This is a genomic window from Bacillus aerius, assembly GCF_029894105.1.
GTDB lineage: Bacteria > Bacillota > Bacilli > Bacillales > Bacillaceae > Bacillus > Bacillus altitudinis.
This window is the reverse complement of sequence record NZ_JARYHO010000001.1, coordinates 89,441-110,269: the sequence shown is the minus strand read 5'-3', so window position 1 is coordinate 110,269 and position 20,829 is coordinate 89,441. Positions and strand designations below refer to the sequence as shown.

The 20,829-nt window shown below is 41.4% G+C and carries 22 protein-coding genes; 2 read left to right on the top strand and 20 right to left on the bottom strand.

Annotation, left to right across the window (positions count from 1 at the left end; genetic code table 11):
- Window positions 1–25: 25 nt before the first annotated feature.
- The gene (locus M2353_RS00655) at window positions 26–907 is read left to right on the top strand and encodes a glycerophosphodiester phosphodiesterase (RefSeq protein ID WP_284724720.1); all 882 of its coding nucleotides are present in this window, start codon (window positions 26–28) and stop codon (window positions 905–907) included.
- Between the two features lie 40 nt (window positions 908–947).
- Here M2353_RS00655 and M2353_RS00650 read toward each other — a convergent pair whose 3' ends face one another.
- The 12 genes from M2353_RS00650 to M2353_RS00595 all read right to left on the bottom strand — a co-directional run bounded on the left by M2353_RS00650 (window position 948) and on the right by M2353_RS00595 (window position 10,631).
- Complete coding sequence (locus tag M2353_RS00650; protein WP_284724719.1) at window positions 948–2,336, bottom strand: amino acid permease; 1,389 nt, start codon at window positions 2,334–2,336, stop codon at window positions 948–950.
- Window positions 2,337–2,555: 219 nt separating this feature from the next.
- Complete coding sequence (locus M2353_RS00645; RefSeq protein ID WP_284724718.1) at window positions 2,556–3,335, bottom strand: DUF4097 family beta strand repeat-containing protein; 780 nt, start codon at window positions 3,333–3,335, stop codon at window positions 2,556–2,558.
- A gap of 6 nt (window positions 3,336–3,341) precedes the next feature.
- A complete protein-coding gene (locus tag M2353_RS00640; RefSeq protein WP_045034667.1) occupies window positions 3,342–4,013 on the bottom strand; it encodes a hypothetical protein in 672 nt (223 codons plus the stop codon).
- A gap of 28 nt (window positions 4,014–4,041) precedes the next feature.
- The gene (locus M2353_RS00635; RefSeq protein WP_284724717.1) at window positions 4,042–4,674 is read right to left on the bottom strand and encodes a TetR/AcrR family transcriptional regulator; all 633 of its coding nucleotides are present in this window, start codon (window positions 4,672–4,674) and stop codon (window positions 4,042–4,044) included.
- Between the two features lie 130 nt (window positions 4,675–4,804).
- The gene (locus M2353_RS00630) at window positions 4,805–5,695 is read right to left on the bottom strand and encodes a helix-turn-helix domain-containing protein (protein ID WP_284724716.1); all 891 of its coding nucleotides are present in this window, start codon (window positions 5,693–5,695) and stop codon (window positions 4,805–4,807) included.
- Between the two features lie 93 nt (window positions 5,696–5,788).
- Window positions 5,789–6,736: an alpha/beta fold hydrolase gene (locus M2353_RS00625; RefSeq protein WP_284724715.1), complete on the bottom strand. Its 948-nt coding sequence runs from the start codon at window positions 6,734–6,736 to the stop codon at window positions 5,789–5,791.
- Window positions 6,737–6,791: 55 nt separating this feature from the next.
- A complete protein-coding gene (locus M2353_RS00620) occupies window positions 6,792–7,091 on the bottom strand; it encodes a hypothetical protein (RefSeq protein WP_284724714.1) in 300 nt (99 codons plus the stop codon).
- On the bottom strand, window positions 7,088–7,303 hold the full coding sequence (locus M2353_RS00615; protein WP_012008754.1) for a helix-turn-helix transcriptional regulator: 216 nt from the start codon (window positions 7,301–7,303) through the stop codon (window positions 7,088–7,090). Before M2353_RS00615 ends, M2353_RS00620 begins: the two co-directional genes overlap by 4 nt.
- 184 nt (window positions 7,304–7,487) lie before the next feature.
- Complete coding sequence (locus tag M2353_RS00610) at window positions 7,488–8,093, bottom strand: ABC-2 transporter permease (protein ID WP_035390634.1); 606 nt, start codon at window positions 8,091–8,093, stop codon at window positions 7,488–7,490.
- Window positions 8,077–8,952 (bottom strand): ABC transporter ATP-binding protein, encoded by an 876-nt coding sequence (locus tag M2353_RS00605; protein ID WP_024719131.1) that lies wholly within the window; start codon window positions 8,950–8,952, stop codon window positions 8,077–8,079. The genes M2353_RS00610 and M2353_RS00605 overlap by 17 nt, the downstream gene beginning before the upstream one ends.
- Before the next feature lie 5 nt (window positions 8,953–8,957).
- Window positions 8,958–9,329, bottom strand: a complete 372-nt coding sequence (locus M2353_RS00600) for a GntR family transcriptional regulator (protein ID WP_008343911.1) — start codon at window positions 9,327–9,329, stop codon at window positions 8,958–8,960.
- Between the two features lie 174 nt (window positions 9,330–9,503).
- Window positions 9,504–10,631 carry a DUF418 domain-containing protein gene (locus M2353_RS00595; protein WP_342394129.1) on the bottom strand — a complete coding sequence of 376 codons (1,128 nt, stop codon included), beginning with the start codon at window positions 10,629–10,631 and terminating at the stop codon, window positions 9,504–9,506.
- A gap of 386 nt (window positions 10,632–11,017) precedes the next feature.
- On the opposite strand from M2353_RS00595, the gene M2353_RS00590 reads away from it, so the two are divergent.
- Window positions 11,018–14,020 carry a non-ribosomal peptide synthetase family protein gene (locus tag M2353_RS00590; protein ID WP_284724712.1) on the top strand — a complete coding sequence of 1,001 codons (3,003 nt, stop codon included), beginning with the start codon at window positions 11,018–11,020 and terminating at the stop codon, window positions 14,018–14,020.
- Window positions 14,021–14,139: 119 nt separating this feature from the next.
- On the opposite strand, the gene M2353_RS00585 is transcribed toward M2353_RS00590, so the two are convergent.
- From M2353_RS00585 to M2353_RS00550, 8 genes are all read right to left on the bottom strand, one after another.
- Window positions 14,140–14,337 carry a hypothetical protein gene (locus tag M2353_RS00585; RefSeq protein ID WP_178896773.1) on the bottom strand — a complete coding sequence of 66 codons (198 nt, stop codon included), beginning with the start codon at window positions 14,335–14,337 and terminating at the stop codon, window positions 14,140–14,142.
- Between the two features lie 70 nt (window positions 14,338–14,407).
- Complete coding sequence (locus tag M2353_RS00580) at window positions 14,408–14,800, bottom strand: RidA family protein (RefSeq protein WP_284724711.1); 393 nt, start codon at window positions 14,798–14,800, stop codon at window positions 14,408–14,410.
- Between the two features lie 126 nt (window positions 14,801–14,926).
- A complete protein-coding gene (locus M2353_RS00575) occupies window positions 14,927–15,439 on the bottom strand; it encodes a PadR family transcriptional regulator (protein ID WP_284724710.1) in 513 nt (170 codons plus the stop codon).
- A gap of 5 nt (window positions 15,440–15,444) precedes the next feature.
- On the bottom strand, window positions 15,445–17,910 hold the full coding sequence (locus M2353_RS00570; protein ID WP_284724709.1) for an FtsX-like permease family protein: 2,466 nt from the start codon (window positions 17,908–17,910) through the stop codon (window positions 15,445–15,447).
- On the bottom strand, window positions 17,879–18,598 hold the full coding sequence (locus M2353_RS00565; protein ID WP_284724708.1) for an ABC transporter ATP-binding protein: 720 nt from the start codon (window positions 18,596–18,598) through the stop codon (window positions 17,879–17,881). The genes M2353_RS00570 and M2353_RS00565 overlap by 32 nt, the downstream gene beginning before the upstream one ends.
- 155 nt (window positions 18,599–18,753) lie before the next feature.
- Window positions 18,754–19,518 carry an ABC transporter permease gene (locus tag M2353_RS00560; protein ID WP_284724707.1) on the bottom strand — a complete coding sequence of 255 codons (765 nt, stop codon included), beginning with the start codon at window positions 19,516–19,518 and terminating at the stop codon, window positions 18,754–18,756.
- On the bottom strand, window positions 19,515–20,432 hold the full coding sequence (locus M2353_RS00555) for an ABC transporter ATP-binding protein (protein ID WP_342394128.1): 918 nt from the start codon (window positions 20,430–20,432) through the stop codon (window positions 19,515–19,517). The genes M2353_RS00560 and M2353_RS00555 overlap by 4 nt, the downstream gene beginning before the upstream one ends.
- 14 nt (window positions 20,433–20,446) lie before the next feature.
- Window positions 20,447–20,638, bottom strand: coding sequence for a PLD nuclease N-terminal domain-containing protein (locus M2353_RS00550; RefSeq protein WP_284724706.1), 192 nt, complete (start codon window positions 20,636–20,638; stop codon window positions 20,447–20,449).
- Window positions 20,639–20,829: the final 191 nt, after the last annotated feature.

Below are 20,829 nucleotides of genomic sequence, written 5' to 3'. Positions count from 1 at the left end.
AGTTACCGTAAAAGGAGGATAAAATATGAAGAAAAGTAGATTACTTGCTTTCGTGTTACTCTCTTTTGCTTTACTGTCTTTTGGTTGGGTGCCGACCACCATATCGGCACATGAACATCTTTTATCTCCAGATCGCATTTTAACCGTTGCACACCGCGGAGCATCAGGGTATGCCCCAGAGCATACCCTAGCTTCCTACAAGCTCGCCACAAAGATGAATGCAGATTACCTCGAACTCGACCTTCAAATGACAAAGGATGGACACCTCATCGTCATGCACGATGAAACGGTTGACCGGACGACAAACGGAACAGGCTGGGTCAAAGACCTCACACTTGCCGAAATCAAACAGCTCGATGCCGGTGCATGGTTTAACGAAGCCAACCCCGACAAACAAAATACCCACTATATTGGACAGCAAGTCCTCACATTAGATGAGGTATTACGCTACTTCGGTAAACGAGAAAATTATTATATTGAAACCAAAAAACCAGACATCTATCCACAAATGGAAGAAAAGCTATTGGCCGTCTTAAAGAAACATCACCTTCTTGGAAAACATACGAGAAAAGGGCAGGTCATCATCCAATCTTTCAGCCAAGAAAGTCTATTAAAATTGCAGAAACTCGCCCCTCGGCTTCCAAAAGTACAGCTTTTAGACAGGGCGCAAATGACGTCTATTACAGATGATCAGCTCGATTTCATCAAAACGTATGCAGTGGGGGTCGGACCGAATTTTAGAGCATTGACACTTGAAAATGTACAGCAGGTCAGAAGCCATGGACTCCTCCTTCACCCATATACAGTCAATAGCGAGGCAGATATGACACGGCTTTTGCAGTACGGCGTCACCGGTCTTTTCACCAACTTTCCAGATGTCTTTCAGCGTGTCAAAGCTTCTCTGTAAACGACAAAAGCCTTGCGGGTCCACTCCGCAAGGCTTTTGATTATTTCACCGTTTGATCAGAAGAAGCTGTTTCAATCGGTTTTCGTTTACCAATTCCAAATACAAAAAAGCTAAGCGCCACTAAAATCAAGAACCCAATTGCTACAATAAGAGAAATTCGTGTATCCTGATTAATCAGCATAAACACAAGCACCATCAGCAAGAATCCGATTGTCAAATAGTTAGAAAATGGCGCAAGCGGCAGCTTAAACGGATGCTGATCAAGCGCTGCCCCCTTCGCTTTTCTGAAGCCAATGTGACTAATTAAAATCACAAACCAAGGCACCATACCAGGAAGGACACTCGCACTATACACATAAACGAAAATGTTTGGCGGAGAAACGTAATTTAAGACCACCCCAACCGCTAAACCAATCAGCACAGCAAATGTCCCAAAATACGGTACACCATTCTTCGAAATTTTTGTGAAGAAAGCAGGTGCCTGTCCATTCACACCTAATGTATAAAGCATACGTCCCGCACTGAAGATTCCACTATTACAGCCGGACATCGCTGCTGTAATGACAACAAAGTTAATAATACCTGCTGCTGCCGTAATTCCAATTTTCGCAAACGTCGCCACAAAAGGACTACCGAGCGTATTCAGCTGATCCCAAGGATACACAGTCACGATGACAAAGATCGCACCGATATAGAAAAGCAAAATACGCCAGATGATACTTTTGATGGCATTGGTCAGCGTCTTTTGCGGATTTTGCGCCTCACCTGCAGTAATTCCTATGAGCTCTACCCCTTGATAAGCAGCAATCACTAGAGACAATGCAAACAAGAAACCGGTAAATCCACCTGTAAAGAATCCGCCATGCGCCCAAAGGTTAGACAAACCAATCGCTGTTCCACCATTGCCAAACCCAAAGAAAATAATGCCTAAACCTGCAATGATCATTAAAATAATCGTCACAATCTTGATCATCGCAAACCAGAATTCAAACTCACCGAATGACTTAACCGAAATTAAGTTGGCCGCACCTAAAATGATCATGGCGATTAATCCGGGAATCCACGCCGGTAACTCCGGGAACCAATATTTCATATAAGCACCTACGGCGATAATCTCAGACATTCCAACAATGACCCACTGGAACCAGTTACTCCAAGCTGTCATATACCCCGCAAGCGGATGAATATATTGATGCCCAAATGTAGCAAACGATCCCGTACTCGGTTCAAGATACAACATTTCTCCCATCGCACGCATAATAAAAAAGATAAAAATACCACACACTGCGTACGCGAGAAGAACCGATGGACCTGTCCATTGAATGGCTTTAGCTGACCCCATAAATAAGCCAACACCAATTGTGCCGCCAAGCGCAATCATTTGAATATGACGAGCACTTAACCCTCTCTTTAATTCCTTTTGAGCCACTTCTATTCCCCCTCATCAACAAACAACATAAAAAATAAAAAATCAGAATTTTCATTCTGATTCAAAATCTTCAATCTTTCGATGTATATTATCATAATAAATCTACCCTTAAAAAACAATTGTTTTTTTGAGGAAAACAATATTAGCAAAATATTCTGACATAAGAAGATATTCAAATTATTTTATATTGATATATTGAATCAGAGGATCAACATCGCTTCAATGACCATCACTTAATAGAAAAGAACCTCCCCTTATATCGACCTCAAAGCTTTTCCCTCCATTTTTATAAACCATTCTCTCCTGATCATCAACACAAGGAAAGTCATTGTGAAAAGTTCCTGATCTTTTCTTCACATAACAAATAAATCCATCATTTTCCGGAATTGCCACTTTGACAGATGATCCAGTTGACGTCGATTTGAGCGAATGCAGCATGGCCTTTGAATGTATCTGTACCCTTCTGCCTATTAAATTCAGATCAATATCTGAAAAAGCACCTACCATCTCCACTTTTGACGAAGTAGTACGCAGGCTCAATGTCTGCGTGTTGAGCTGTTGACTAGAGATAAGTCCACCCACTGTCTGCAAGCGCAGATGCTTGATTTCTCCCGTGAACATGGACTTTCCAGAAATCAATTGGCAGTTAGCCTCCTTCACCTTCAATCCATCCAAGAATAGATTTGCTCCTTTACAATGAATAGACAAGGACTGTAACTGTGCCTGAGGGAGGTAAATCTCCAAATTCGTTTGATGAAGATGAAGCCCCAAGCTGATCGCTCGTTTTCTTTTATCTTGAATGACTAGCCTGCCTTCCTGCACTTGATGATGCAGTAAATACCGATGGGGGAATACGTGATTGGTGGTCTGCTTCATCAATAAATAAGGATGATCATGGTGATAAAGGCGAACATCTCCCACCAGCCAGTTTAACGAAAGTTCCGTTATTGCTTCTTCAATTTGAACCGTATGCTTCACATGTCTCCATCCTTTTCCCATCATGAATTACCTCGTTTGCAGCCGGCCGATGCGGCTCCACAATTCCAAGATCACAATGAGGACTGCTGCAATCATCACTCCTGACAGGATGAGATTCATTTGATCATTGCCATAAATGGCGAGCGATACATTTCCTAAAACAGCACATAAAACAATGGCAGTCAGGACGGTCATCAAAACAGATTTCTTGCTCAACCCTATTCTCATCGCCATCATGCCAATCGCTTGAACACAAACAATCAACATAAAGAATGTTTTCATCAATTGAAACAGAGAACCTGCCGTCAGCGTATCGTGAACAATAGGGAAAAACAATTCAGTCACACTAAACACAACAAACGAAGGAATGATACTGCACATCATCGCAAACGTTGAAAGGCACACCATCCATATCATATGAGAAAGGAATCTCACTGAATTGGATGTGCGTTCCTGATAAACAGTCTTGCCTACACGCCAATACAGCATAGCTGTGATGATAGAAAAAAAGATCATCCATACTGTACTCGTTAACAAATAAATATTCGTATATTGCTGAAAACCCGGTTCGCGTTCAATTTTTGCAGCAAACGCAATAAAATAGATGAATACTAGCAGCACAATACTCGCGATGAAACTAGCTTGAATATACTGCTTCATGTGACCTTTTCTTAGCTCAACCTTCATAAAATGAATCATACGTCATCCTCCTATCAGTTGGCATTCTTTATCTTTCGGGCAGATCATACCCGCCAATTTCAGCATAGTGCGCTGTCACCTTTTGAATAAATAGATCACTCACAATATCCACGCCAAGCCCCTTCATCATCTGCTTTAAAAAACACAAACGCTGGACCGTTTCTTCATGATTGCGGACAAACAATGTGGGATTCAACCATATATTCACAAGAAGCAAAAATACTTCTGCCACTTCACCAGGAAACGCAGTTTCCATCGAACCATCCTCAATCCCTTCAATGATTAACTGTTTGATTCTCACAGCGTCCTGATTGACACCTGTCTTCATGCCTTCAATCACAAATTGCGGATTTTTCATCTGATCAACCAAGATCCCATCAATCGAATGAGACTGCGGGTCTGCCACAAGCTGCTCCAGGATAAGCTGCAGCTTCTCTTTCGCATGAGCTGCCTCCGTATGCTCAATTAACTCCTCAAGCTTCTCGGTTGCATAACGAAACTGCCGATTCATCACGCCGCGTAATATATCATCCTTCGATTTAAAATGATGATATATAGCCCCTTTAGACATATTCAATTCATGGATAATATCTTGCAAACTTGTCTTTTCAAATCCCTTTTCCTGAAACAACTTTGTCGACACGTCCAAAATTTGCTGCATCGTCTTTTCTGGATACTTATTTCGCGCCAGTTCAAACGCCTCCTTTTACATACCGACCGTCGGTATGTTTAATTATATTTTTCATTATAAACGGTTCATGCAGATTTGTATACAACAAAAAAAAGACCGCTCACACGGTCTTCTCAAGCTCAAAATGCAAATTCATCGGCACATCTGGCAGAGCCGAAGCCTCCACCATATTCGTTGTAGGTGTTTTCTCATCCACTTCCTCAAATCGAAAACCGTCAGCCCAGATTGTTCCATGACCGCTGAGTAGCACTCCAAAATGAATGGATTCACTGCGCATAGGAACATCTAATACGATCGCATATTGATTCCATTCCGTAGAATCTGTCACAGGTCGATTCTGCATATTATCAAACTGCACCGTATCACCCTTTCCGTCATCTACCCGCATCCAAATTCCTGCTGAAGATACATTCTCTGTTTTCAAGAAAGCAGAGAGCTTCAATCGCTTGCCTACATACTCTTTTGCTTGAAACCCCTGCATCATCGTCGCAAACTGTCCTTCTTGTACGCCTTCTTTAGATGATAAAACACCTGATTGCTTTCCCGTATGAAACTCTGCTGTATCAACACCCATCTCATACATATGCGGATGTGAACCACTCAAACCCCAGCCAGGTACTGCTTCATGTAATGTCATCGAATCTTCCTCCTTTTTCATTTGCATATCTCTCATCATGGACCTGTACATTCCGGGAGGTAAAGAATAAAGATGCTTAAAAGCACGCGTAAAGGCTTCCTGCGATTGGAATTGTAACGAAAAAGCGATGTCTAAAATCCCCTGATCCGTATACAAAAGAAGCTGTGCAGCCGTAGCTAATCTTCGTTTCCGCACATATTCCCCCATCGACAGCCCGGTTTCTCGTTTAAACACACGCAGCAAATGAAAATGTGAATATCCTACTTTCTCATGCACCTGTCTCAGCGACAGCTCATCCATCAAATGCGACTCCAAATAAGAAATCACCTCTTGCGTCACCCGACTATACATCATCTCCCTCACCTCTTCTTGATCATAAAACAAATCAGTTCACTCGTTTTGATCAAAATTGCGATGTTTCATCTGTCCAGCTGAGGAGGAAAAACGCTAACGTGAGCGCTCGTTGTTCGATAGAAACTTCCTCACATCATCTGCGATTTCTTTTGATTTCGTATGATGCAAATAATGGCCGCCTTTGAAAGTAACGACTTTTCCGTGGTCTACATTTTTCAGCAGCTCTTCATGCATTGGTTTCCAGTTTGGTGTTTCTTTCTCCGTTTGATCCGCTAGATAGAAAGCCACAGGGAGCTTCTTAGGGAAATGTAGGCGTTGAGCGTTTTTAAAATTGTTTCTAAAGTTTTCTGCCTCACTAGCTTGGCTTTCATCCAAGAAATTTCGGAAAGTCAGCATTTTAATCTGAGCTTTCGTTTGATCATCTACTTTAGGCATCACTAGTTGATCTGGATTCATTTTCACTATCAATCTGTAAAATCCGGATTGATGAAGCAGCTGTAAGCTGGAGACTGGTAATTCATCTGCATCCTCCTGCTTAGGAAAACTACTATCAATTCCAACAAAGGCTTGGACTTCTTTTTCGTATTGATTCACATATTCTAATCCATAAATGCCAGAAATCGAATGACCCATTAGCGTATATTTTTTAATGTTGAGTTTCTGCAAACATTCATGAATCTCATCCACAATGTTTTGACTTGTCCTTACTTTATCTGTGTCGTCACTTAAACCATAACCAAACGGTTCAATCACTACGACTCTATGATCTTGCGATAACTCCTTGACTAACGGTTCAAAATCCAGCACGGGTGAAGCAGTTCCATAGCCTGGTAGAAGGACAATCGTTTCTTTCCCATCGCCTTGAATGAGCACATTCATCTGCTTCCCATCCACCAAGACCTTTTGCCCATAAGCTTCTATTTTCCCTTTCTCCCGTTCATTACTAATGAGGTTTACAAAATAAACAGTAGCTAGAAAAACAACCATGACCGTGATAATGGTGCCTATGGAGATCAACATGATTCTCAATATTTTTTTCATTGGTTTTCTCTTCCCTTCATGATGAAGAACTCTAGCTTACATCCATCGATGAAAATTAATATTTTCTTTCACAATAGATGATGCCGATTGTATTTGCGCAAACACTTGATACATACATAAACGTAATTGCTATATAAAACCACTCTGTTGGAGATGAGAATTGATGGACCAAAGATTGAACGACAGCAACCAATATATAGGCTAAAGCCACACCTATAATGGAAAAACTTCCGGCTTTCGCTAAAATAAATTGACCTCGTTCATCATGTTTATATTCACGGCTTTTCTTAAATTGAAAGGCCGTGCTTAAAATAGAAAGGGTAATGAGAGAATAAAGTATGATCGTCGTTATCATTGTTGTTCCTCCTTGTCGACCTCTTGAAAAACGTCATATAAATCAACTTCAAATGTTCTCGCAATTTGAAATGCTAATTTTAAAGACAAAGAATATTTACCATTTTCAATCGCTGCCACAGTTTGACGAGTCACACCTAACTTCTCTGCCAAATCCTTTTGTGTCCAGTCTCTTTCTGCCCGTAATACCTTAATTCTATTTTTAATCTCCATTTCAAATTCCTTTCTTAAAGGATGATTTATTTAACAATATGTTAAAAATAATTAACATTATGTTAATTAACAATAACCTCTTTTCTTCTGTATGTCAATTTCACCGGATGCAAAAAAGAATCATCCATTTTGAAAGGCCTACCTCAAAATGAATGGTTCTCTATAAATGATGTGATCATCTGATTTAAAACACTTTCCTCTGGTAAATCGCAGTAGAAAGTCCCCAAGACAGCAAGTAGATGAGCATAATCAGTACAGTTGACCCCGTATATACAATAGGGATCGATAAATTCATGATAAAATCAGTGATCCCACTGAATTGCTCTGCTAAATAGAAAACAACAGGCGGTCCCATAGCAGATAATACGATAAAGCCAATGATCACTGCCGTTGTGATATAACCAGGCTTTAAGATATAAAACAATGGAAACGTACATGCTGCGAACAATAAAAACAACCCGCTGCCAATCGCAATATCTGACAGCGAAAACAGCTTCCCAAACACAAATAATGCAGCACTTGTCAGCACGATCGCAATACTCATATAGAAAATGGCGCCAAGATAACGTGATGCGATAATTTCTTTACGTGTATAGGGCAAGGAATTTAATAGAATATTCGTTTCTGCCTTCTCATCATAAGCATATGTGTTAAATGGAATAAAGACACTAGCGACTAGAAACGTTAAAACTGGGTGGACATCCATGAAAATGAAAAATAAGATAAACGGAATAAAAATAAGTAACTGCTTCTTTTGCAAAATCACATCACGCTTAATTAAATGAAACATGCGCAACCCCGCCTTTCAAATAAAACATGATATCCTCAAGCGACGCCGGTTCAATCACAACAGCATCCCCAAAAATAAGTTTCACCTCATCAATCCGATCTGTTAATGCTTCAAATCCGGCTGCCGTACGCTGAATATGGATAAACGCCTTTTCTGTGTCTCGATCCAGCAAATCCAGGCTCCCCTTCACCAGCGCATAATTCTCCGCCACCTCATGAATCGACTGTTGAAAGACCAATCTTCCATTTTGTATAAACGCAATATAATCCGCGATGCGATCTAAATCAGTCGTCATATGCGTTGAGAAAAAAATCGTTCGATTTCCATCAATCATCAATTCTTGTAACGTGCCGAGCAGCTCTCTTCTAAAGACCGGATCTAAACCAGCAGTTGGTTCATCCATGATAATCAGCTCTGCATGGTGCGACAGCGCAATCGCAAGCGATGCCTTCATCTGCATCCCTTTTGAAAATGTTTTAATCGCTTTATTCAGCGGCAGACCAAACTGTTCAATATATTGATAAAATAGTCTATCATCCCAGCGTTTATAGGCAGGTGCCACAATTCGTTTGATGTCTTTTAAATTCAATCCTGGGAAAAAAACGTTAGCATCGTAAACAAAGCCAATTCGTTCCTTAATCTCTTTTTCATGGGTGCGATAATCTAATCCAAAAATTTTAACCTCACCAGAATCTGGTTTTAACAAATTCATGATCATTTTAATCGTGGTCGACTTACCAGCTCCATTTTCTCCAATAAACCCAGTAACAAAGCCCTTTTTGACCTGTAAATCGAGATTCTGCACAGAAAAGTCTTTGAACCGTTTTGATACTCCTTTGAATTCAATCACGTGCTCCACTCATCTCACTCCTCATACAAGAACTTTAATAACTGCTGCAATTCATCAAAAGATAAGCCTAATTCCTTGCCGTTTGTAACAACCGCTCCAAGCTGTTCCTCAATCACCTTCAATTTTTTCTCTCTCATGACCTCTAGGTTTTGCTCGGCAACAAATGATCCCTTACCGACAATCGAATAAATAAATCCTGCCTTCTCTAACTCTTCATATGCACGTTTTGTTGTGATGACGCTGATTTGTAAATCCTTCGCCAGCTTTCGGATAGACGGCAGTCCCGCACCTTCTGCAAGCTCACCCGTTAAGATCAACGATTTGATTTGCGTCGTGATTTGCTCATAGATAGGCTCCTTAGAATGGTTAGAAATCGTAATTTGCATATAAAAAACCTCTTTTTTCTGTACTGGTATTCGCAATGAAATATTGTATATACACTATATATACATTATATACACACTAAAAAAATATTCAACTCCTTTTATGAACTTTTTTGAATGCGATCCAACTAAAAAACCGCACAGCTCTTCAGCCATGCGGTTCCTCAACAAATCAATTTATCTCCAATATACCCATTTTCCCATAAGCCATTCCACAGGCCCTCTTCTCCACTTTTTCAAATAGAGATAGCTGATGAACAGCTGAGCTGTGTAAAGTCCAACAGCAAGTACCAGTCCAAACATTGAGCCCATTTGTCCGAATAACCCAAGTCCGTAAGAATAGAAAATCGTTGTACAAATAATAGATTGAGCCAAATAGTTTGATAAAGACAATCGGCCCAGTCCTGCAAGCAAACGTTTCAACCCTTGTGCAGCATTTGAATAGTAGAAGACAATAAAAGCTTGAATATAACCGATCGTCAGGACATAGGCTCCTAACGTCAACACCATTTCGCTCCAAGGAGCATCACTGAACGTCGCACATTTTAAAGCGAGCCCGATGATAATCATCCAAACCCAGCCTTTACGATAAGCCATGCCTCGATCTTCTTCTGTCAAATGACCTTTTTTCCCGATCGCCATGCCAAGCAGTGCAAATGGCCCCACCATGATCGTACCGAATAGAAAACCCAAGATCGGCATCATCGTAATGGTCACGATCGCCATAATAATGGTCACAATCATCATATCGTCTTCAATCGTCACCCGGCTCAATAAAATATCACCGTATGCACCCTTCGCATACACATCAGTTAATAAATCATCATTTCCATAAACAAAGGTCATCAGAAATGGTAAAACCACTAATGACAAAGCACCTAACACACCTGACCAAATCAGCATTGTTTTGATCCGGCTGCTTAAAAACATCATCAAGAAAAACGTACATGCTCCATAATATAAGAGAATATCACCATTCCAAATGAATATGTAATGCAACATCCCAAGCACAATAAGACCAAAGCCGCGGCGGACGACAATGGCATTCGTATTCAGCCCCTTTGCCTTTGTGGATTCAATCAACTTGATAAAAGAATACCCAAACAAAAAGGAGAAAATCGGATAAAATGATCCCTGGAACAAGATCTCCGTCACATATACCCCAAACTCCTGTCCCCATATGCTCGGATCAAACATCTTCTCAAAATCATAATCATATTGAAAATTAAGCATATTCACAATCAAAATACCTAATAAACTAAAACCACGTAAACTATCAATAAACTCAACCCTAGATCCCTTCAACACGACAGCTCCTTAAACAATATATAACAAATTTAAGATATACCTGTATATTTTACCAAATATTTTTCGAAATAGTATATATATTTCTAATAAAAAAGTGATCTTTCATCCTATCAGTGAATCCAGCCTATCTTATGATTCAATTTCCCCCTATTTTCATCTCCTCTTGATCATCAAAACGCTCATTCAAGGAAAAAGCCGAGGGTCCCATACATTTTATCTCTAAATAGGACAATATATCTTCATATTATTTCAATTATTATATAAATTTTACATTTCATTGTTAATATGACCTTCATTGACAATGAATATTTCTTCATATACACTTTGGGTGGATTTAGGAATAACATTCCTAATCTATCAAATTCTAGAGGGGGAATATCATCATGAATGATCAAAATTTATGTGATATCATGAGACACCACGCCACTCACACGCCGCATCATCCAGCTTTAGCGTGCAACCATCAGAACATCACATATGCTGAACTTGAGAAACAAAGTAACCAGTTCGCCAATTACCTTATCAAAATGGGCGTAACGAAAGCTTCTCATATTGGCCTAGCCTTAGAAAGATCACCACAATTGATTGTCTCTATTCTCGCTATCATCAAAATAGGAGCCGTTTATGTGCCTATAGATATAAATTACCCTAGTGAACGTATTCAATTTATGATTGAAGATGCCGAACTATCGTTTTTACTCACAACATCCCATGTCACTCAAAGCCTAACCTCCTTGCCTATTCCTACTATCTACTTAGATAAAGAAAAACATCTCATCCTTACACAATCAACGTCAAACCCGTCTTTTGATGTCAAACCTTCTGATGCCGCTTATATCATGTATACCTCTGGCACAACAGGAAAACCAAAAGGTGTTGTCATTACACATAGATGTATCATGCACCTAACGCATAACCCTTCCTTTCTGCCCGTTAATTCTTCTGATACCTTAGCATTATTATCTACCATCTCTTTTGATTCCTCTACATTTGAAATATGGTCCGCTTTATTAAATGGAGCGATACTCGCTATTCCTCCTTCTGGAAAACTGACTCCTGAACTCGTCAGTCAAACCATTAAAGACTATGATGTATCGATTCTTTTTTTAACTACTGGATTGTTCAACTTGATGATGGAGTCACACCTGAACGATATCAAATCAGTTAAATACATCGTCTCTGGCGGAGATGTCATGTCTCCTCAAGTCGTTCATCAAGCATTAAAGGAGCTCCCACATACGACCATCATTAATGGCTATGGCCCGACAGAAAATACAATCTTCACAACAACTTTTCAACTGCCAGACACCTGGGATGATCTCGTCAGTATACCAATTGGCAGACCTGTAGCAGGAACCATCATTGACATCACAAATGAACAAGGTGAATCTGTCTCTCAAGGACAAATAGGGGAACTCATCACTTCAGGAGATGGACTAGCATTAGGCTACTGGCGAAGAGCAAACCTAACAAAGGAACGTTTCATCGAACGGGATGGAAGAACCTATTACAAAACAGGGGATCTTGTTCGACAACAACCTGATGGGCTGATTGAATATATTGGTAGAAAGGATGACCAAGTCAAAATTAGAGGCTTTCGTATTGAGCTTAGCGAGATTGAGCATGTATTGATCCAGCACCCAAGTGTTAAATCCTGTTTGGTGACAGCCACAGAAGTGATACCTGGGGATAAACGCATCATTGCATACATCATTCCGTCCAACAAAAAGACATGGGATCTATATACCATTCAAACTTATGCAAAGAAAACATTCCCTGATTTCATGCGCCCTGCACATTATGTTCTATTGACAAACTTCCCTACGACCACAAATGGAAAAGTCGATCGAAAAGCACTACCAAGACATCATTTCGACAGACCCAAACTGCAAACTGAATATGTCGCACCAACTAATCAAACCGAAGAAGCACTCTGTGAAATATGGACAGACCTATTAAAGGTAGAGCCCATTGGCACAAACGATCACTTCTTCGACTTAGGAGGAAACTCCATCCTTGCCGCCAAAACCTTAATGCGTATGCAGGAAACATTACACGTTGAACTACCTGCCAGCACCCTTTATGAACATCCTACGATTCAACAAGTTCATCTTATGCTACAAAATCAAACACCTGAGCCGAAACAACAGCTCACATCAGAGGGATTTTTAGATGAAAAGATTCAGCCAAAGCACCTATTCGATTCTAAATCCTTTAAGCAGAATGCCGTGTTATTAACAGGAGCAACCGGCTTTCTAGGCGCTTATCTCATTAAAGAGCTTGTTCGAATGAATCCCTCCATCCAAATCTATTGTGTCATCAGAGCAAGGGACAAACAGCACGCAAGACAGAGAATACAAGTAAATATGGAGAAATATCACCTATGGGACGAACATTATCTGAAACAACTAAAACCGATTGTAGGTTACTTGGACAAGCCTCAACTAGGACTCTCAACAGAGGAATTTCAACAACTCGCCCAAACCATTGATGCCATCTATCATAATGGAGCAAAAGTCAATTACGTTCAGCCCTATCACATGCACAAGGATACAAATGTCACCGGCACAGAAAATATCATCAAACTCGCCTGCACAGAACAGGTAAAGCCTGTTCATTTCTTATCGACCATTGCCATATTCGGACCTGCCGGGTATCTAGATGGCACGACCGTTCTTTTTGAAGATACATCCATCGATGCTTATCTTCCTATTGTAGAAAAGGACATTGGGTACTCTCAAAGTAAATGGGTGGCAGAAAAAATCATGTGGGAAGCAAAAAAACGTGGCGTGCCGATCACAGTCCTTCGCCCCGGCTTCATCATGGGCGACAGTCAAACAGGCGTTCATAATACAGAGGATTACATGGCGAGACTAATCAAAGGATGCATCCAATTAAAGGCTTACGGTGAGCTACCGAATCAACGAAAAGAATTCGTACCCGTCGACTTTGTTTCAAAAGCCATTACAACCATATGCAAGGATCCAGCCAACTTCGGCAAAGCCTATCACCTCGTTCCACCTCAAGAAGAAAGCATGGAATTAGGTGAATTTTTTCAAAAAATCACAGAAGAAATAGGCTATCCATTAGAAAAGAAAGCATATAACGATTGGGTAGAAGCTCTCATTCAAGCAAGCGACCAACACGCAGACAACGCCCTTACGCCATTTCTTCCAATGCTCACTGAAAAGGTAGAACGAGACAAAACAGTCTGGGAACTATACGAAAACATGGCGCACTTTGACTCAACAAATACTCAAACGGTTCTCCAAGCACATGGAATGACCTATCCCCCTATGGATGATCATTTAATCAAACGCTATTTCAAATACATGGAGGACATTGGATTTTTAAAATTTGATTCAAACACTGCCCTGAGAATATAAAAGCATTCCCTTGTTTTTAAACTCAATACAGGAAGTAATAAAAGGTTGGATTCAACATCCAACCTTTTATTACTTACCTTTCATCAACTGTACCTTTCAAAATCACCTCGGTAGAAAACTTATGCCTTATGATCGTTTTCTTCTTTAAAAAGCACACGCTTCACATAAAACAAAATCCCCAATCCAAACAAAATCAACGGCAACTCCCAGTCTGCAGAAACCGGCAGCCATTTCAACATCATGAGAATCAGCAAAACAGCTCCCACACCTGCATAAAAGACCACCGTTTTTTTCAATTCTTGGTTTGATTGAAACAAAAAACCACCTCTTTATTAACACTTTTTATACCATTTTTAGCATATTTAACTGATATAAACAATCATTTCATCAATCCATATCCCGACAAGCCCATGCATCCACCTCGACCTTTAAAGCAGGTGAAGCCAAAGCCACCACATAAATCATCGTCATACAAGGCAGGTGATCCCCTAAAAACTGACCCATGATTCGTTTTCTACTCTCAGCATCAAACTCACCTACCAAATAAAACACAAGCTTCGTTATATCTTCTACTCTCATATCTGCCGCTTCTACATTGCGTTTTACATTCTCTAACGCTAGCTCGAGCTGTTCTATCGGGCTCGCCGGGATGGTCCCATCGACTTCCATCCCCACTTGTCCTGATAAGGTTAACCAACGCTGCGGCCCTGTTGTCTCTATTTGATGGATGTACGGTGCAACTGGCGCGTGAATGGTCTCAGGATTACGTGATGTTTTCATTGATCAAACCCCTTTTCTGAAAATACAATCAATTTACACCTATCATACCAAACTTTCTTCCCATCCTATCTGCGTATGCTCCGAACGAAGCCAAAAAAAAGACCTTTCTTCAAAAGAAAGACCTCCCTAAAATGATGCTCCGCTCCGATGCTCAATTTGATGAATCCAATTCAAATCCGCCTCTAAATGAAGCAGCGTGCCAGAAATCAATAAGTACCGACTCTCATCACCTTGCACAAGACATTCCGTTTTCAGCTTCGTGAGTTCCATCACATCTTTCATGATGACGGCTTTCTGCTGCTGAAGCATTTCTTTTTCTTGATGAAATCTGATTTTCCGTGCACAGCCCCATTTAAAGTGAAAATCATCCTTTGCAGCATGATACGGAACAGGCGCCAACAGCCATGATTCCAGCTCTTGTCTGCCTTCTTCCGTCACGTCGTACAGCTTTCGATCTTGGTCATCTATTCCCACTGCTGTCACCAATTTATCACGAATTAACCGATCAAGCGTCGTATAGATTTGACCCGGGTTGATTTTTCCTTTTATTCCGAGCAATGACTCCAGCTCTAGCTTTAATTCATATCCATGATGTTGCTGCTGACAGAGCGATGTTAAAATTCCGTATTTCACTGACATATGATTTAACCTTCTTTGAGAGATGATATCATCTCTATTTTACTCGCTGTCGCACTAGAAATCCACGAAGCCGCTAAACTGAGTGCAATTCCGGCGATCACTGCCAGCAGTAGATGCAAAAATGGCAGCTGAAATGAAACAAATCCACCGAGCCAATCCGATTGGCTTGAGACATATAGAAGAATCACACCAAATAAAATGCCGCCAATCACACCTGATAACCCAATGAGCACACCTTCTCCGACGATCATTTTTCTCACCTGTTGCTTTGTCAGCCCAAGCGCCCGCATGGTGCCAATCTCAGATGTACGTTCAAGCGTATTCATCAGCAGTGTATTGGCTGTTCCAATGCTCGCGAGCCCAATAATGAAAATGAGCATCATAGAAATTAACTCGTTCATACCAGTTAAAGCCGATGTCGTTGATTCAATCTCATCCTCTACTGTTTTCACCTTTGAAAGCCGCTGCCCAAAGTCTTCCCATAGCTGATCTCGTAAAGACTCACCGGCACCTTTGTCTTTTAACGTAAGGAGGATATCAAGGGGCTGCGTCCAGCCTAAATTCTCTTGTAAAAATGTCTGATCGACAAATGCCACATAACCCGAATGATGAGAAGTCTTGACCACATCAATGACTTGTAACTGCTGCCGGCCAGAAGGTGCATTGAGATACACACTCTCTCCAATACGCCCACCCCATTCATCAAACGCACGCTCTCCTAACACGATAGAGGGCTTTTCTGCTAAATGTTGATACAAATCGCCTTTATTGTCATCTTCTATAAAAGACGGTCCCTTTTCCTCTACGCCGATCAGAGAAAATTGTCTTTTCTCTCCATCAGCCGTTTCCCATGTCAAAGGAGCCGCTTCCATCATCGGTTCCACCCGCTCAACAGCCTCATAGGATGACAGCTTTTCTTGATCCGCTTTCGTCCATGGGGCTTCAGAAGTAACCCTGAGATCGCCTCCATACGTTTGACGAATCTCTTTTTCGTAGCCATCTGGAGCCGATTCAATGACTGCACTTAAAAGCAAGATCACAGCAATCCCAACAGCTAGAATCGCCGCCGTATTAGCATTTCGATTCAGTTGCTGCGTGACATGCTGCGCTGATAGATGACCTGGATAGCCAAAAACAAGCTTCAAAAGAGGCGCCAACAACCGGTTCAAAAAGAGCAGGAAAAATGGGAATAACAGAACCATGCTGGCTAAAATGGCAAGATAAGCAGCCGGATGATCCACCCATACAAATGAAAGCAAGCCTATCCCTATCGCCGCTCTAATGACCGATTGTTTCTTCGGTGCAGAAGTTTGGGTGGTGGATTTTAAAGTCAGCAGCACAGACGTTTTCCCTGCATGATAAATCGGAAATAACGAAAACAGCACAGGGAACACAATACCAATGATCACTGCTATTACAACAGGCACTTGCCAATCTAACGAATACACCATATCAAAAGCAAACACACCAAGCAGTGTTTGCATGAACACATCCCCAAGCCAAACGCCAATCGGTACCCCAATGACGGTTCCAATACAAGCCAAGATCAAAACCTCAATCAACATCAGCTTAGAAACAGAACCCTGTGTATAACCGAAGCTCTTCATAATCGCAAATTCTTTTTTTCGTTCCATCACACTCGTATAGATCATATTAAACACGATAAAGCCGCTCATAAACATCGACAGCCCTGCGATGAGATAAAAGAACGTGTACAACCCGCCAATGTCATTACTTTGCCGGTCATCCGCCACCACAGGCTGGACAAAAACATCGGCATCCTTGAACTCTTTCTGTAAAGATTGAAAGAGCTGTTCCCCGCCTTCATTTGTCTGAAATCTCATATAAGAAAGCTGATGATCGAGTCCCGTCCAGTCTCTCAATAAATCAAGCGGCGCCATCACACGAAAGCTCGATGATTCTGCACCCTCCCAGTCACTTGGACTTGAAAGCAGCTGTGTATATTCCACAATGGCAGATACCTTCGCTTCGCCCAAATCAGAAAAACGAATGGTATCTCCCACTTTTTTATTCAGCAGCTTCGCCACAACATCTGGTATGACCAACCCCTGATTATCCAAACGCCCTTCAATCACAGGCAGCTTCAGTAAAGAGCTCGTTTGATCTTGTACTCCGGTAATGCGCACCGCCCGTTGGTTAAGAGAGTGATCACCTTCTACCTCAAAAAACGTCTGTTTATCCAGCGCTAATAATGATCCTGTCACATCAGGATGCTTTAAAATGGAGGAGATCTGTTCCTCATCATACGTATGATCATCACTCAACACCCAATAATCTGCATCAGCGACATACATTTGCTCATAGTAATGAAACACATCATTTGTCGTTCGATCGGCAATGAGCATCGACGTGACAAAAGCGATCCCCACCATGATGCCTAAGACAGAAATGGCGAACCGCTTTTTATGCTGAAGCATGTTACGCCATGAAATTCGCCACATACTGAGCATAATCATCATCCTTTCTAGAAATCACTTGATCAATAACACCGTCTTTAAAAAGGATGATTCGATCCGCAAACCCCGCTGCGAAAATATCATGCGTCACCATAATAATCGTCTGCTTGCTTTCTCGATTGAACTTGCACATTAACGCCAAAATATCCTCCGCTCTATGTCGGTCCAAGTTCCCCGTCGGCTCATCTGCTAACAGCACTGATGGCTGATTGACTAGAGCTCTTGCAATCGCTACACGCTGCTGCTGCCCGCCGCTCAGCAAACTAGCCCGTTTCCGTCCAAGTCCATTCAAGCCAACAGCCTCTAACAGCTCTACAACCGTCTGTTGATTCTCCTTTGTTAAACGTCCATCTGCATGCAGCGGAAACGCCACATTTTCTTCGACAGTTAATGTAGGCAGCAGCTGATAATTTTGAAACACAAACCCAATCTGTTTTCTGCGAAAAATCGTTCTCTCTTTCTCATTCATCTCACTTAACTGATGCTCATCTATCAAAATCTCTCCATCAGTAGGCAGATCAAGCCCGCCTAACAGCTGAAGTAATGTACTTTTTCCAGAACCACTCGGTCCCATCACCGCTACAAACTCCCCTTCTTCTACCGTCAAATCAACGCCCCTCAGCACCTCAGTCCGCTCCTGGCCTTGACAGAATTCCTTCTTCACATTCTTGATCTGAATCATCTGCAAACTCCTCCCATCCCTTTACGGAGTAATTATATACTAAGTATATATTATTTCAACATTTAAATCATGATAATATGTATTTACATCTTATTTATTACTTACTAAATATATAAAAAACCCTTTAGATTTTCATATCCAAAGGGTACATCATGCTATAATTCTTGTTTTCTAAAAAGAAACCATCCGATGAGAAAAAAGAAACCAATCAATGCCGATACACCTAGAAAGCTTGTAAGTGCCTGATCCGAATAAGTCCCTCTATGAATCATCTCCTCAGCCGCACTTGTGACACCTTTAGGTGCAAACTTCCCTAATGTATCCTCATAAAACGAAGGAACGGTAAACAGGATGAGGTTGATCAAAAGGGAAACGCCGCCCGCAGTCACTGAACGCTTAAAGAACGCCGATGCACAAATGGTCGACACCACAATGAGCAGTAGGTTTGGATAATACAAAAGCGTTCCTTTTAACACATCGCCCCAAGCCACATGCCCAAATTGAATGTCCACATAATATACGGAAGCAAGCACCGACACTATCAAACTAAACAAAGTTAAACAGGCATAGGCACATATTTTTGAGGCATAATAACTCATTCGACTGATCGGTTTCACCATAATCATCGCCGTCACCCCAGAGGCACGCTCTCCAGCAATCGTCCCCATCACGATCATAATCAGGATAAACACGCCGAGCGAGTCAAATTTACTCAATGCACTGGCTAAAGCTTCTCCAGCACTAGGCTCTGGTATATAAAATGTAGACCCTTCAGGTAAATTCGCTGATTTCGACAAAAGATCTGGCAGCATTTTGAGCGTAATAGGCTGCGTAATCATTAAAATCGTGAAAATGACCGGCACAAATAAGATTTTATAACTAGTGAATAACTCCCTAAATTCCTTTTTCAACATCATCATGCCGTCACAACCTTCATGAAAATATCTTCAAGCGTTAGCTTAGATAGTCGATATTGGAGAAGAACACCGCCAGCTTCAGTGATGAGACCCGGCAGCTCCTTCAATGCCGTTTGTTGATTGTTGACTCGCACCTGATAAGCGTCTCCTGTCTCCATGCAATCCTCCACCCAATCCCGTTCTTTTAACAAAGCCACTAGTCTCGGATTCTGTTGTTCTAATTGAAACTCAATCACCGGCTGGATATAGTCTTCTTTGATCTGTTCCATCGAAGAGGACATCTCAATTTCGCCGCTGTTGATCATGATAATATGATCCGCCACTCGTTCAATGTCATCTAAAATATGGGTCGACATAAAGATCAGCATCTCATGCTTTAGACGCTCAATCAAAGTCAGGACGTCTTTTCTCCCCATAGGATCAAGTGCCGACACTGGTTCATCTAGTATGAGGACCTTCGGGCTGTTGATGAGTGCCTGCGCAATAGCAAGTCTCTGCTTCATCCCTCCGCTGTAGCTGCCAATGGCACGATCCTTCGCCTCATACACCCGGCAAAGCTTCAACAGCTCCTCTGTTTTGGAACGAATGGTGTGTTTCTCTAAATGAAATAACCCGCCAACCCAATGCATCCATTCCTGCCCCGTCATATCCTGATAAAATGCAGGATGCTGCGGACAGTACCCAATCACCTGACTGATTTGATCCATGTCCTTTGTGACATCAAAACCTGCCACCTTCACAACGCCAGACGTAGGACGAGCAAGCCCCGTCAAAATCCGGATCGCCGTTGTCTTCCCCGCTCCATTGGCTCCTAAAAAGCCAACACATCCAACCTCCCCTACAGAAAACGAAACATCTTTTAACACTTCATGCCGTCCATACGATTTCGTCAGGCCGTGACACTCCAACATATTCAAGCGAATCCCCCCTACTAAGATTGTTTACGACCAAAAATGAAATACGCACTAGGACCGGCACTCGCCACAAACACAATCACCAAAGCCCAAACCCACTTCACTTCCCCTCTAATCCTCGATGGCTCTCTTTTCAACAAATCAAACAAACCAATCACCATTAAAATGGCTTGCAGCAAAATAAGAGGTAAAATCAGCTTCATATCCATCCACGCCACTCCTTTTTCAAACGTCAATTTGTTTTGCTATTACTTCTTTTGACGACATGGAGAGGAGGTTCGTTCAAATGGATTTTATTTTTATTGGTCGAATAATCTATAAATATAAAAAAGCCCAGTGAAGGTTATTCACTGGGCTTGCTTGTGATGTTAATGTTTGATTAAACAAATGAGCATCGATT

Coding starts and splice junctions, on each gene's coding strand:
- M2353_RS00655 (WP_284724720.1), top strand. CDS start 26: ATGAAGAAAAGTAGATTACTTGCTTTCGTGTTACTCTCTTTTGCTTTA.
- M2353_RS00645 (WP_284724718.1), bottom strand. CDS start 3,335: ATGGGAAAAGGATGGAGACATGTGAAGCATACGGTTCAAATTGAAGAA.
- M2353_RS00640 (WP_045034667.1), bottom strand. CDS start 4,013: ATGATTCATTTTATGAAGGTTGAGCTAAGAAAAGGTCACATGAAGCAG.
- M2353_RS00635 (WP_284724717.1), bottom strand. CDS start 4,674: ATGCAGCAAATTTTGGACGTGTCGACAAAGTTGTTTCAGGAAAAGGGA.
- M2353_RS00630 (WP_284724716.1), bottom strand. CDS start 5,695: ATGATGTATAGTCGGGTGACGCAAGAGGTGATTTCTTATTTGGAGTCG.
- M2353_RS00625 (WP_284724715.1), bottom strand. CDS start 6,736: ATGAAAAAAATATTGAGAATCATGTTGATCTCCATAGGCACCATTATC.
- M2353_RS00620 (WP_284724714.1), bottom strand. CDS start 7,091: ATGATAACGACGATCATACTTTATTCTCTCATTACCCTTTCTATTTTA.
- M2353_RS00615 (WP_012008754.1), bottom strand. CDS start 7,303: ATGGAGATTAAAAATAGAATTAAGGTATTACGGGCAGAAAGAGACTGG.
- M2353_RS00610 (WP_035390634.1), bottom strand. CDS start 8,093: ATGTTTCATTTAATTAAGCGTGATGTGATTTTGCAAAAGAAGCAGTTA.
- M2353_RS00600 (WP_008343911.1), bottom strand. CDS start 9,329: ATGCAAATTACGATTTCTAACCATTCTAAGGAGCCTATCTATGAGCAA.
- M2353_RS00590 (WP_284724712.1), top strand. CDS start 11,018: ATGAATGATCAAAATTTATGTGATATCATGAGACACCACGCCACTCAC.
- M2353_RS00580 (WP_284724711.1), bottom strand. CDS start 14,800: ATGAAAACATCACGTAATCCTGAGACCATTCACGCGCCAGTTGCACCG.
- M2353_RS00575 (WP_284724710.1), bottom strand. CDS start 15,439: ATGTCAGTGAAATACGGAATTTTAACATCGCTCTGTCAGCAGCAACAT.
- M2353_RS00570 (WP_284724709.1), bottom strand. CDS start 17,910: ATGCTCAGTATGTGGCGAATTTCATGGCGTAACATGCTTCAGCATAAA.
- M2353_RS00565 (WP_284724708.1), bottom strand. CDS start 18,598: ATGATTCAGATCAAGAATGTGAAGAAGGAATTCTGTCAAGGCCAGGAG.
- M2353_RS00560 (WP_284724707.1), bottom strand. CDS start 19,518: ATGATGATGTTGAAAAAGGAATTTAGGGAGTTATTCACTAGTTATAAA.
- M2353_RS00550 (WP_284724706.1), bottom strand. CDS start 20,638: ATGGATATGAAGCTGATTTTACCTCTTATTTTGCTGCAAGCCATTTTA.